The organism is Mesorhizobium sp. CC13, assembly GCF_039907765.1.
GTDB lineage: Bacteria > Pseudomonadota > Alphaproteobacteria > Rhizobiales > Rhizobiaceae > Aminobacter.
Genome location: NZ_JARDJI010000002.1, coordinates 199999 through 212802 on the forward strand (window position 1 = coordinate 199999; position 12804 = coordinate 212802).

The window sequence follows — 12804 nt, forward strand, 5'->3', positions numbered from 1 at the left end:
TCTCTTCCCGACAGGAGGCTGGCACCTTCCGACAAGCGACAAGGACATCCCGGCGAGCGGCAGGACGTTCACGACAGATTTCCCGGCCGGGGACAAGGACGGGCGGTGACGTTGACGATCCCCTCTCCCCGTCCTTACGGGGAGAGGGTAAGGGTGAGGGGCAGTTTCTTGCGAACGCGGACGATCATGAAGACGGTTTTGATCCTGGGCGGTACCACCGAAGCGCGGCAGCTGGCGGCGAAGCTGGCCGCGCGCGGCGATCTCGACATCACGCTGTCGCTGGCCGGCCGCACCGAAAACCCTGTCGCACAGCCCGTGCCGGTGCGCGTTGGGGGCTTCGGCGGCGCGCAAGGGCTGGCCGACTGGCTGGCCGACCACAGGACGGACCTGTTGATCGACGCCACGCATCCCTATGCGGCGCGCATCTCGGCCAATGCGGCGGAGGCGGCGCGTCTGTCCGGCGTGCCGATCTTCGCGCTGCGGCGTCCCGGCTGGGAGCCGGTCGAAGGTGACCGCTGGATGTTGGTCGACGATGGCGAGGAAGCAGTTGCCGCGCTGGGCGATGAGGCCCGCCGCGTGTTCCTGGCGCTCGGACGGCAGGAGGTGGCGGCGTTCGAGACCGCCCCTCAGCATGCCTATGTCATCCGCAGCGTCGACCCGATCGAGCCGCCGCTTGGCGTGCCGGATGCGACCTACATACTGGCGCGCGGACCGTTTGCCGAAGCCGACGAGCTGGCGCTGCTGAAGACGCAAAAAATCGACGTCATCGTTGCCAAGAACAGCGGCGGGCAGGCGACCTACGGCAAGATCGCGGCGGCGCGGGAACTCGGCATCGAAGTGATCCTGTTCCGCCGGCCGCAGCTGCCCGACATGCCGTCCGCCCCGAGCGTGCCCGCGATGGCCGAGATGGTCGATCATTTCGCCACACCAGTCGAAAAGCGCGGCGTGTAGACCAGCGGACGTTTGCCGTCGCGTTCGATCAGGCGCGTTTCCGGCGAGCCGACGACGACGCAGGTCGCCATGTCGGCCCTGGATGCGTCGGCTTCGCCAAGCGGGACGATCTCGATGCGCTCGTCGGGCCGGCCGGCGGCGCGGCCGAAGATGACGGGTGTCGAGGCAGGCAAATGCGCGCGCAGCGTCTCCAAGGCGCTGCCGAGCTGCCAGGGGCGGGCCTTGCTGATCGGATTGTAGAGCGAGATGACGAAGCCGGCCTGGGCGACAGCGACGAGGCGGCGCTCGACCAGATCCCACGGCTTCAGGTTGTCCGACAGGTTGATGGCGCAGAAATCGTGGCCGAGGGGCGCGCCGGTGCGGGCGGCGACCGCCAGCATGGCTGTCACGCCGGGAACCACAGTGAGGTCGATGTCGCGCCATTCTTTCGGGCCGGCCTCGATGGCCTCGCAGACGGCTGCGGCCATGGCGAAGACGCCGGGGTCGCCGCCCGAGACGACGGCAACGTTGTGGCCGCTCGCTGCCATCTCCAGCGCTGCGTTGGAGCGGGAGATTTCCTCACGGTTGTCGGAGGCGACGCGAATCTGGTCGGCGCGCAGCTCGAGCCGGTCGAGATAAGGCTTGTAGCCGTAGAAATGGCTCGCCTTGGCGACGGCGCGGCTGGCTTCCGGCGTGATCTGGTCCGGATTGCCGGGGCCGAGGCCGATGACGACGAGGCGGCCGCTCACTTTTCCGCTCCCGGCTTGCCGGCCCAGCCCGGCACCAGAACGATGGCGAAATATGGGGCCTTGTCGTCGGCCTTGTCGACGAGCCGCATGTGCTGCGTGTTCGGCATGGTGCCGCGCTCGACATAGAGCGCGCGGCCGAGCTTGCCGGTGGCTTCCAGCGCCTTGCGGATCTTGGGCAGGTTGCGGCCGACCTTCATGATGACGGCGGCGTCGGTGTCGGCGAGGCGGCGGGTGAGCTCGAACTCGCTCATCGTGCCGGGCAGCACCGACAGCACGTCGTCGCCCTGCACGATCGGCACGCCGGTCTGCGACCAGCAGCCGGACATGGCGGTGACGCCGGGGATGACCTCGGTCGGATAGAGATGCGAAAGCCGAACGTGCAGGTGCATGTAGGAGCCGTAGAACAGCGGGTCGCCTTCGGACAGGATGGCTACGGTGCGCCCCTGGTCGAGATGGACGGCGACGGCTTGCGCCGACTCTTCGTAGAAGCCCGTGACGGCCGCACGATAGTCGTCGTGATCCTTGTCGATTTCGACCGTGACCGGATAGACGAGCGGCAGTTCGATCACGCCGTCGCGAAAATGCGCGTCGGTGATGGTGCGGGCGTTGCCGTTGGCGCCGCGCTTGGAAAAATGCGCGATGACGTCGGCCTCGGCCAGCGCCCGCACGGCCTTGACCGTCATCAGTTCGGGATCGCCGGGTCCGGTGCCGACGCCGATCAGGCGGCCCTTCGCAACAGCGCTCATACGCCGGGCCTCGCCAACGAGTTGAGGGCTGCGGCCGTCATGGCGCTGCCGCCGAGGCGGCCGCGCACGATGGCGTAGGGCACGCCATAGGAATTCTCGGCCAGCGCGTCCTTGGATTCGGCGGCGCCGACGAAGCCAACCGGCATGCCGATGATGGCCGCAGGCTTCGGCGCACCGTCACGCAGCTTTTCGAGCAGGTAGAACAGGGCTGTCGGCGCGTTGCCGATGGCGACGACGGAGCCGGCGAGCCTGTCGGTCCAGAGGTCGATTGCCGCAGCCGAACGCGTGTTGCCGATCTCCCTGGCGATATCTGCCGTGCGCGGGTCGCGCAGGGTGCAGATCACCTCGTTGTCGGCGGGCAGGCGGGCGCGTGTGACGCCGCGCGCCACCATCTCGGCATCGCAGAAGATCGGCGCGCCGGCCTGCAGGGCGCTACGCGCTGCAGAGACGAAGTTCTCGGAGAAGACGAAATGCTGGGCAGCTTCGACCAGGCCGCAGGCATGGATCATGCGCACCGCGACGTCGGCCTCGTCCTCGGAGAAGCGCTTGAGGTCCGCCTCGGCGCGGATGATGGCGAAGGAGCGTTCGTAGATGGCCGTGCCATCATGGATGTAGTCGTAGGCGGCCATGTTCATTCCTGTGCCAGAGCTTGCGCGAGGCGCTTTGCGCCCAGCCTTGCGAGGCAAGCGGCGGCATCTTCGTCCGGCTTGCGCTCCTGGGCGAGCAATTTCGTGAGGCGGCTCATGCCGCGCGCGGCTTCATAGCTCGCGGTGTAGGCGGCCGGAAGGCCCTTCGCCGTTCCGCCGACGACAAATGCCGCGCCTTTTTCGTCACCGACGATGGTGAGCGTGGCCGGGCCGGGATGGGCGCAGCCCTTGGCGCAACCGGAGACGTGCAGCGAGAGGGGCGGGTCGAGGCTTTCGCCGAGGTCGGCTGCGATGTCAGCGGCGACGTCGCGCGCGGCGATCATGCCCGACGCGCAGGCCGGCGCGCCGGGGCAGGCGGCGACGCGGATGCGGGGGTCTGTCGGCGAGGTGACGAGGCCGAGGGATTTGGCGGTGGCGGTGAGGCTGGCGGCAGAGGGCCGGTCGAGCCCCATGACGAGCAGGCTGCGGCCGGGGGCGGGGCGGATGCCGGTGGCGCCGGCCGTCGTTGCGGCCTGACAGAAATCGATCAGGGTCGGAGCGTCGATGCTGCCGAAGGGGAGCGCGATGCCGACGGCGATTCGGTTGGCTGCGAGGGGGAGGATTCCGATGGGGGATGAATCGGTTGGCGCGGTTGGCTCAGAATTCGATTCACCTGCTTGAATGGGAACACGGGCCCGCGCATCGGCAACGCCAAAAGCGGCTATGCCGCGATCCTTCGCACCCCCCTCTGTCCTGCCGGACATCTCCCCCACAGGGGGGGAGATTGGCGGTGTCGTCGGCTGCACTCGTCCTGCAACGTTGATGTTGAATGTTGGCGAAGACGCAGATGAAGGCGTAATCTCCCCCCTTGTGGGGGAGATGTCCGGCAGGACAGAGGGGGGTGGGAAGGAAAGAGAGGTTTCCGAGGTTTCCGACCTTCCTAGTGCGGCGATCCCCCGCGTCAGATCGAGGTCACGAGCGCGGCCTGTGCGACCCTGCGCGGCGACAGCGTGAAGGATGTCCAGTGTGGCAGCGCATGCACCATCAGCATCGAATTCACCGACGAAGAGTGCCACCGCCTCGTCGCCACCGACCGACAGGCGCCAGTGCGAGGCGCCAGCCGCCACCAGCCTGACGTCGCCCATGATCGAACCGAGCCCGATCCGGCCGCGACCGTCGACGACTACCGAGACCTTCGGCCCGAGCTGTGCGGCAAGGCCGGCATCTTCAATGCCAGCGCGGATGGCTGCCGCGACCGGCGCCGGGTCGGCGATTTCGGCCGGATCGATGCCGGCGAGCGGGCTGGTGTCGACGGGCACGCCGTTGCGCACCGCGATGCCGAGCGCATCGACTTCCTCGGCCAGCAAGCACGCGCTTTCCGCCGTCAGGCCCCGGATCTGGATGCTGCCGCGGGCGGTGACCTCGACGATGCCGTTGCCATGACGCGCGGCGGATTCCGAGAGTCCGATCAACGTCTTAGGCGCGAGTTCTCCAGCGAGCGGATTGATGCGGACAAGTAATCCGTCGCCCGTCTGCATCGGGGCTGAAAGGGCCGGACAGGCCCCGCGACGGGAGAAGCCGGTCATGCCGCGACCTCCTTTGCCGATGCCTCGGCGATGAGGGCGGCGAGGTCGTCGTCGATGGAGTTGCGCAGCGGGTGCCACAGGCCGCGCCGGCGGGCGGCGGCGAAGCGCTCGGCGATGAACTTCGCCGCCGCCGGGTTCTCGCGCAGCATGAAGTCGCGCACAGCGTCATTGCCGACATAGGCGTCGTGGACGGCCTCGATCAGCGCGCCTGGAATGGCGTTGGTGGTCTCGGCGAAGCCGATCAGCCGGTCGACGGTCTCGGCGAATTCCGAAGCGCCACGGGGGCCGTGGCGCATCTGGCCGGCGATGAAGCGCGTATTTGTGGCACGCGCCCGCACGACGCGGCCGACCGCCTCGGTGACCGAGCGCGGGCGCGGCTTGTGCGGGTCGGACGTGTCGAGCACGATGACGTCGGCATTTTTGCCCAGAGCCGCCACCGCCGCCGAGAAGCCGCCGATGAAGGCGACGTCGGCGGAGCCTTCGAGGATGTCGCGGCCGGGGTCGTCGCCGGTGTGGACGAGAAGATCCGCTTCGGCGATGCGGCCGGCAAAGGCGCCTGGCGCGGAAACGCCTTCGCCGTCGCTGCCGCCATAGGCATGCGATGCGGCGTCGAGATAGGCGCGGCCGAGTTCTTCCCGCGCCTGCCAGTCACCACTCGACAAGAGGTCTTCGAGGCCGGCGCCATAGGTGCCGGGCGAGGAGCCGAAGATGCGTGGTTCGACCTTGCCCACGGCGCGGGTGCTGGCGGCGAGCGGGTTGTCGTGGTCGTCCTCGTCGCGGGTGGCGACAGCGCGGGCGGCGGCGTCGACCAGCGCGATCTGAGACGGGAACATGTCGCGGAACAGGCCGGAGATGCGCCAGGTAACATCGACGCGTGGGCGACCGAGCGTTGCCGGCGGCAGCACCTCGATGCCGGTAACACGGCCTGTGGCGGCGTCCCATTGCGGCCGGCAGCCCATCAGCGCCAGCCCTTGCGCGATCTCCTCGCCGCCTGTGCGCAGCGATGCGCTTCCCCAGAGGTCGATGACCAGCGCGCGGGGCCATTCGCCGTGGCTCTGGAGATAGCTGCGCATGATTTCGTCGGAAGCCGCCTTGCCGAGGTCGAAGGCCGTCGGCGTCGGCATGGTGCGTGGGTCGGAGGTGAATAGGTTGCGGCCGGTGGGCAAAACGTCGGTGCGGCCGCGCGCCGGGGCGCCCGAGGGCCCGGCCTTGACGTGGCGGCCGTCGAGGGCCGCGATCAGGTTTTGACGCTCGGCCTCGGCGCTTTTGGAGCGCATCGGGTCAGGCTCGTCCGCTTCGGCGCGGCCATAGATATGCAGGCCGTCCTTGATGGCGAAATCCTTGAGGTCGCAGAGCCAGGCGTCGATGCGGCGGAGTGCCTCGTCGGGTGCGTCTGTCCTGGCGACTCCGGCTTCGGCAGCAAGGCCTGTCTGCGAGGCGGTCTCGACGATCAGCTTGGCCAGCCGGTCGCGGCGACGCCGATCGAGGCCGTCGGCCTGGGCGTATTCGTCGACCAGGCGCTCGAGCTTCTGCTGGTGTTCGTCCAGCCCGGCCGAGGCGAGCGGCGGCGGCAGGTGGCCGAGGGTGACGGCCGAGATGCGGCGCTTGGCCTGGGCGGCTTCGCCGGGGTTGGAGACGATGAAAGGATAGACCACGGACAGCGAGCCGGTGACGATCTCGGGAAAGCAGGTCTGGCTCAGCGCCACCGCCTTGCCGGGCAGCCATTCGAGCGTGCCATGGGCGCCGACATGGACGATGGCGTGGATGCCGAGCGACTTTTGTAGCCATAGGCCGAAGGCCAGCAGCGCATGGCGCGGCGGCAGGGTCGGGTCGTGATAGTCGGCGCGGCGGTCTGCGGAGCGGCCACGATCGGGGGCGAGGGCGACGGTGATGTTGCCGAAGGTGGCGGCGCGGAAGGGGAAGGATTGGAGGGCGGTAAAGGCCGCGAAGGTATCGCGCTCTACGTTGCCCCCCTCTGTCCTGCCGGACATCTCCCCCACAGGTGGGGAGATTGGCAGCTTCGGCGTTGCCGTTTGTTCTGCGACATTGCTGTCGTACGGCGATAGGTCCGCAAGCTCGCTCGGCAGGACTGGCCAGCGCTCCGTTTTTTCCTTGGGCGAAAGCGGTGATGACAGCATGATCTCCCCCCTTGTGGGGGAGATGTCCGGCAGGACAGAGGGGGGCAACGTAGAGCGCTTGCTTGCGCGTTCAGCTTCGTCCTCGGGCAGTCCCCAGGCAGCTTCGACCGCGTCCCGGGCTTCTGTCGGCAGGTCCGCGGACATCGCCACGTAATCGTCGAGCGAAAGCCCATGCCCGCCGGCCTCGATCAAGTCGAGCAGTGCTCGTGGCGATTCCGGAATCGATTCAACGCCGTAGCCCGCGTCCTTGAGGTCGTGCAGCATGGCGAGCACGCTCGAGGGCACGTCGAGGCCCACGGCATAGCCGGTGCGGCCGGGGGCGCTGGGGTAGTCGGGGATGAGGATCGCGAGCTTGCGCTCATGGCGCGGTGTCTCCCGGAGTCGGAGATGCGCGGCGATGCGGCGGGCAACCTGCTCGACCCGGTCGGGTTCGGGCCGGTTGGCGAAGGCGCGGAAGCCAAGCGCCGGGTCGACCTCGCTCTCGGCCTTGAAGGAGATGGCGCCGGCGAGGATGCGGCCGTCGATCTCGGGCATCACCACATGCATGGCGAGATCGGCGGGCGCGAGGCCGCGCGAGCTGCCTTGCCAGGCTTCGCGGCGGGTGGTGGCGACGATGACCTGGAACACCGGCACGCCGACGCGGTCGAACAGCGTTTCCGCGCCTGGCTCGGCGCCGGCGGCGAAGGCGGTGGCGGTGACGATGGCCGCGGGGTTCAGGTCGGCGAGAGCTGCCTCGACAAAGGCGAGCGAGTCCTTGTCCTTGAGGCTGGAAACGAAGATCGGGGCAGGGCGCAGGCCCTGGGCTTTAAGCGCATCGACCAGCGCGTCTACCGGGGCGACGTCGGCGGCCAGGAGCATCGAACGATAGAAAAGGATGGGAACGATGGGGGAGGCGTCGCGCTCTGTCACACCCCCCTCTGTCCTGCCGGACATCTCCCCCACAAGGGGGGAGATTGGCCAATCGCCGGCAGTGTCGCCGATTGGAGGCGTTGCAGAATGTGAGTCGAGGTCCGTGACGGCCGATCTCCCCCCTAGCGGGGGAGATGTCCGGCAGGACAGAGGGGGGCGCGAAGAGGCGCTGTTCCATCCGGCCAAAAGGGCTTCCAAATCAGCGACGATGCCCCGCTCGGGATCGTAGATTCCCGCTTTCGGCACCGCGACAGGGCCCGCAACCGCGCTTTTGCCACCCGCCAGCCCCGCCAGCCGGGCGACCAACGCCTTCATGTTCTCTGGTCCGCCCTCGCGGAAATAGCCGAGCAGAGCGTCGAGTTCTGCGCGCGGCAGCGTCGAGGCTTCGATCAGCCTGAGATCCTCGTCGTGGCTTTCGCCCGGCAGAAGCGCCAGCGCGATGCCCTTTTCGCGCGCCAATGCCGAGAGGCGGTCGCAGCCGTAGCGCCACCAGTCGTGGCCGCCGAGGATGCGAACTAGGATGACCTTGGCGTGGGCTGCGACGCTGTCGATCCAGAGATCGACCGACATCGGGTGCCGGAGATCGCGCAGGCTGGCGAGCCGCATCGACGGCAGGCTTTCGGCATCCGCCTTCCAGGCGCTGGCGAGGCCGGCGAGGTCGCTGTCGGTGAAGGACAGCGCCACCACATCCGCAGGCTTCTGCCTGAGGTCCACGGGCTCGATCAGGTCGTCGAGCGAGGCGGATGTGGTGGTGAGGATGTGCATCAGCGCACCTCGCCCGAGGCAGCGAGAGAATTCCCCCTCATCCGGCCCTTCGGGCCGGCGAGCGCGGGCATTGGCGAAGTCCCCTCCCCGACGGGGAGAGGTCGACCGAGCGCAGCGGAGGTCGGGTGAGGGGGCATGTAGACTTAGCCTACCAGGATACGCTCGATGGCCGGGCGGTCGAGCCCCTTCAGACCGATGACCACGAGGCGCGAGCGGCGGTCGTCCTCGGCGGTCCAGGCGCGGTCATAGTAGTGGTTGACGCGCGGTCCGACGGCCTGGACGAGCAGGCGCATCGGCTTGCCGCCGACGTCTACGAAACCCTTCACGCGCAGGACGTTTTCTTCCTCGGCGGCGGTGGCGACGCGCTTGGCCAGTTCGTCGGGGCTGACGATCGAGGGGATTTCGATGACGAAGGTGTCGAAATCGTCGTGCTCGTGGTCGAAGGCGCCGTCATGGTGGGTCTTACGGTTCTCGATGTCGTCCTCGACGGCGAGGCCGAGGCCGAGCAGCACCGACGGGTCGACCTTGCCGTGCGCCGACGGCACGATCTTGACGGCGCGGGCGAGATGTTCGCCGACGATGGCGCTGGCACGCGCATGGCCGGCCTCGTCGAGCAGGTCTGACTTGGACAAAATGATGAGGTCGGCGCAGGCGACCTGGTCCTCGAACACCTCCTCGACCGGATCGTCGTGGTCGAGCGAATCATCCGCCTGGCGCTGGGCGGCGAGCGCTTCCATGTCGGAGGCGACCTTGCCGTCGGCGAGGGCCGGGCCGTCGACGACGGCAATGACGCCATCGACCGTGACGCGGCTCTTCACCGTCGGCCACTGGAAGGCCTGAACCAGCGGCTTGGGGAGAGCGAGGCCCGAGGTCTCGATCAGGATGTGGTCGACTTTTGGCGTACGCGACAGGATCTGGTCGAGGGCGGGGACGAAGTCGTCGGCCACGGTGCAGCAGATGCAGCCATTGGCGAGCTCGACGATGTTCTCCTCCGGGCAGGCGTCGATGCCGCAGCCCTTGAGGATCTCGCCGTCGATGCCGACGTCGCCGAATTCGTTGACGATGATGGCGAGGCGCTTGCCCTTGGAATTCTCCAGGATGTTGCGAAGCAGGGTGGTCTTGCCGGCGCCGAGAAAGCCGGTGACGACGGTGCAGGGAACGCGTTCGACGGAGGCGGTCATTTGTCTTCCTTGATGAGAGCAAGTGGTGGGATGCGCGCGACGAGGCCGCGCTTGAGGCTGTCGGGGCGGCCGCGCCAGGGGATCAGGCCGTCGGTCGAGGTGGCGAAGAGCCTTGCGCCGGTGACGAGGTCTTCGCCAGAGGAAATGCTGAGGTCGCCGAAGACGTAGCTCCAGGAGCCGTCGCGGATCAGTGCCGCGCTCAGGCGGCGCTTGCAGTTGCCGAGGCATTCGACGGTGCGCACGGCGACGTCGCCGCCGGCTGCGATACGGGCGTGCTCGGCAAGTTTCGCGCCGGCGCGGGGGTGGGCGTCAGAGCCGGTCTCGTCGCGGCAGGAGGAGCAGACGAGGATGGTCACGTCGCAGGCGCGCGCGCCGGCTGCATCGCAGGATGCGTCAGACGATTCGACCGGAAGATTGTCGTCGAAGTCCAAATCCAGGCTCCTTGCCCGGGACACCCGCCAGGCCTTCGGATCAAAAACTTTGACGGCAGGTCTCCTGGCTTGCGGATCGTCGCCTTGGCCCGCCTTCCCGGGAAGTCTCCCAGTGGTCTTCGAGCTCGGCTCTTCGCTCACAGTTGCGGGGACAGCCGCGGAGTTGGCCGAAAAAGCCGCACCGCATTCCCTCTTAGCCTCCGCCTTTGCGGGCGGAGGACCGTCGACTGGCGATTTAGGCGGTAGCGAGGGGTGGAGTCAACGCGGCGGAGCGACCAACGATGTCGCTCAGCGCCGGCCCGAGGTCGCCGGCGGACGTCACTTCGATGCGCTCGAGGCCGAGCCAGTCGCGCATCTGCTTGAGTTCTTCGTGTAGTTCGGCCGCGGTTTCTGGTGGAGCGCATGGCTCCGAATAGGCAGCGTGCACGCGCAGCACGCCGGCGGGCCGGTCGGCCTTGAGGTCGACGCGGGCGACGATGCGCTCGCCGAGCAGGAACGGCATTACGTAGTAGCCGTACTGGCGCTTTTCAGCCGGCGTGTAGATCTCGATGCGATAGCGGAAGTCGAAGAGCTGTTCGGCGCGGCTGCGTTCGAACACGAGCGGATCGAAGGGCGCGAGCAGGGCGCGTGCCTGGACCTTCCTTGGTATGCGCCCCCCGGCGTGGAGATAGGCCTGCCGGTGCCAGCCCTCGACGCGGACGGGAATCAGTTCGCCCATCTCGACCAGCTCTTCCAGACGGCCCTTCATGTCGGCTGGCGACAGGCGGAAGTAGTCGCGCAGGCAGATGGCGGTGGCGACGCCGTGGGCGCAGGCGGAAATCCTGAGGAGTTCGCGATGCGCGTCGGCGGCTGGCAGGGCAGGGCGGTTGAATATCTCGGCGGGCAGGACGCGTTCGGGCAGGTCGTAGAGCCGCTCGAAGCCGCGGCGGGAATGGGTGGTGATGCGGCCCGCCCAGAACAGCCATTCGAAGGCATGCTTCTCGCGGCTCCAGCCCCACCAGCCGCCCGAGCCCTTGGCCCCTTCTATATCGGACGCCGCGATCGGTCCGCGGTCGACGACCTCCCGGTAGATCGCTTCGATTTGGCTGCGGTGCTCGCGGCCGAATTTGGCCAGGCCCGAATACATTTCCGTATCGGCGCACTCCATGCGCCAGCGGATCAGCGGAAAGGTCTCGAGCGGCAGCAGCGAGGCCTCGTGCGCCCAATATTCGAACAGCATGCGCTTCTTCGGCTGCATGGCATCGTCGAGCAGCGCCATAGGATAGGGGCCGAGTCGCGAATAGAGCGGCATGTAGTGGGCGCGGACGACGGCGCTGACCGAATCGATCTGGAACAGGCCGGTGCGGTCGAGCACACGCTTGAGGTGACGTCGCGTGATCGCTCCGGTCGGCCGCGGATCGGCAAAACCCTGCGCGGCGAGAGCGATGCGGCGGGCGGTGGCCAGGGAGATTTTTTCGGTCATTGCGGCAAGCTATCGCAGTCTTCGGAAATGTGACGCTGGGGTAGAGGAATCGCACTTTGCTGCAGATGCTAGCAGAAGCGCGGTTCGGGACTTGTCAGGAGTGTAAAGTGGAGTAAAAATGGAAGGAAATCAAAGACGGGCGATCGCCCCAGGATTCTGGTCCAGCCGTGGGGTTTGCCACCTTTCGGACAAGGTTGGGCTTGCTTCGCCCGACTGCCTGCGCTAACCGTCGCCGCATTGCAGCACGACCGTTTCGTCCGAACCGGCGAGGAACCGTCGCGCTTCCGGAAACGGACCCCGTGCTGTAAGTCTGGGTGGATTGGCCACCAACGGAATTCGCAGCATGAACGCTCTCCTGAGTTCGTATCTGCCCATCGTCATTTTCATCGGTGTGGCGCTCGTAGTCGGCATTGCCCTCATCGTGGCGCCCTTCCTTGTCGCCTACCGCAGTCCGGACCCGGAAAAGCTGTCGGCCTACGAGTGCGGCTTCAACTCCTTCGACGATGCCCGCATGAAATTCGACATCCGGTTCTACCTGGTGTCCATCCTCTTCATCATCTTCGACCTCGAAGTCGCGTTCCTGTTTCCGTGGGCGGTGTCCTTCGGCGAGATCGGCATGCTTGGCTTCTGGTCGATGATGATCTTCCTGGCCGTGCTGACCATCGGCTTCGTCTACGAGTGGAAAAAGGGAGCGCTGGAATGGGATTGAACGACGCCTCCGGCACCCTGATCGCGCCGAAGCCGAAAGGCATCATCGATCCGAACACCGGCAAGCTCATCGGTTCCGACGACGCCTTCTTCGGCGAGCTGAACAACGAGTTGTCCGACAAGGGTTTCCTCGTCACCTCGTCGGAGGCGCTGATCACCTGGGCGCGCACCGGCTCGCTGATGTGGATGACCTTCGGCCTCGCCTGCTGCGCCGTCGAGATGATGCACATCTCGATGCCGCGCTATGACGCCGAGCGCTTCGGCATCGCGCCGCGCGCCTCTCCGCGCCAGTCGGACGTGATGATCGTGGCCGGCACGCTGACCAACAAGATGGCGCCGGCGCTGCGCAAGGTCTACGACCAGATGCCCGAGCCGCGCTACGTCATCTCCATGGGCTCGTGCGCCAACGGCGGCGGCTACTACCACTATTCCTATTCGGTGGTGCGTGGCTGCGACCGCGTCGTGCCCGTCGACATCTATGTGCCCGGCTGTCCTCCGACCGCCGAAGCGCTCCTCTACGGCATCCTTCTTCTGCAGAAGAAGATCCGCCGCACCGGCACCATCGAGCGGTGA

At 67.3% G+C, this 12804-nt stretch carries 10 protein-coding genes, 1 pseudogene and 1 riboswitch; of the genes and pseudogenes, 3 read left to right on the top strand and 8 right to left on the bottom strand.

Annotated features, from left to right (window positions below; translation table 11 throughout):
* Positions 1-186: 186 nt before the first annotated feature.
* On the top strand, positions 187-951 hold the full coding sequence (locus PV773_RS04025; RefSeq protein WP_347965109.1) for a cobalt-precorrin-6A reductase: 765 nt from the start codon (positions 187-189) through the stop codon (positions 949-951).
* Here the strand turns inward: PV773_RS04025 and PV773_RS04030 are convergent.
* From PV773_RS04030 to PV773_RS04065, 8 genes and pseudogenes are all read right to left on the bottom strand, one after another.
* Positions 915-1679 carry a precorrin-3B C(17)-methyltransferase gene (locus PV773_RS04030; protein ID WP_347965110.1) on the bottom strand — a complete coding sequence of 255 codons (765 nt, stop codon included), beginning with the start codon at positions 1677-1679 and terminating at the stop codon, positions 915-917. The genes PV773_RS04025 and PV773_RS04030 overlap by 37 nt on opposite strands.
* Positions 1676-2425, bottom strand: a complete 750-nt coding sequence (locus tag PV773_RS04035) for a precorrin-2 C(20)-methyltransferase (RefSeq protein ID WP_347965111.1) — start codon at positions 2423-2425, stop codon at positions 1676-1678. Before PV773_RS04035 ends, PV773_RS04030 begins: the two co-directional genes overlap by 4 nt.
* Positions 2422-3054, bottom strand: a complete 633-nt coding sequence (locus PV773_RS04040) for a precorrin-8X methylmutase (RefSeq protein WP_347965112.1) — start codon at positions 3052-3054, stop codon at positions 2422-2424. The genes PV773_RS04035 and PV773_RS04040 overlap by 4 nt, the downstream gene beginning before the upstream one ends.
* Positions 3029-4637, bottom strand: a pseudogene (cobG, locus tag PV773_RS04045) (precorrin-3B synthase). Before cobG ends, PV773_RS04040 begins: the two are co-directional and overlap by 26 nt.
* Entirely contained in the window at positions 4634-8449 is a 3816-nt protein-coding gene (locus tag PV773_RS04050; RefSeq protein ID WP_347965113.1) for a cobaltochelatase subunit CobN, read from the bottom strand. The pseudogene cobG and the gene PV773_RS04050 overlap by 4 nt, the downstream one beginning before the upstream one ends.
* A gap of 143 nt (positions 8450-8592) precedes the next feature.
* Entirely contained in the window at positions 8593-9630 is a 1038-nt protein-coding gene (cobW, locus tag PV773_RS04055; protein ID WP_347965114.1) for a cobalamin biosynthesis protein CobW, read from the bottom strand.
* Complete coding sequence (locus PV773_RS04060) at positions 9627-9986, bottom strand: DUF1636 family protein (protein ID WP_347965422.1); 360 nt, start codon at positions 9984-9986, stop codon at positions 9627-9629. The genes cobW and PV773_RS04060 overlap by 4 nt, the downstream gene beginning before the upstream one ends.
* Positions 9987-10097: 111 nt before the next feature.
* A riboswitch (cobalamin riboswitch) is annotated at positions 10098-10301 on the bottom strand.
* A complete protein-coding gene (locus tag PV773_RS04065; protein WP_347965115.1) occupies positions 10297-11523 on the bottom strand; it encodes a winged helix-turn-helix domain-containing protein in 1227 nt (408 codons plus the stop codon). (Overlaps the previous riboswitch by 5 nt.)
* Positions 11524-11866: 343 nt before the next feature.
* On the opposite strand from PV773_RS04065, the gene PV773_RS04070 reads away from it, so the two are divergent.
* Positions 11867-12232: an NADH-quinone oxidoreductase subunit A gene (locus tag PV773_RS04070; protein WP_340038842.1), complete on the top strand. Its 366-nt coding sequence runs from the start codon at positions 11867-11869 to the stop codon at positions 12230-12232.
* Positions 12223-12804, top strand: a complete 582-nt coding sequence (locus tag PV773_RS04075) for an NADH-quinone oxidoreductase subunit B (protein WP_310317485.1) — start codon at positions 12223-12225, stop codon at positions 12802-12804. The genes PV773_RS04070 and PV773_RS04075 overlap by 10 nt, the downstream gene beginning before the upstream one ends.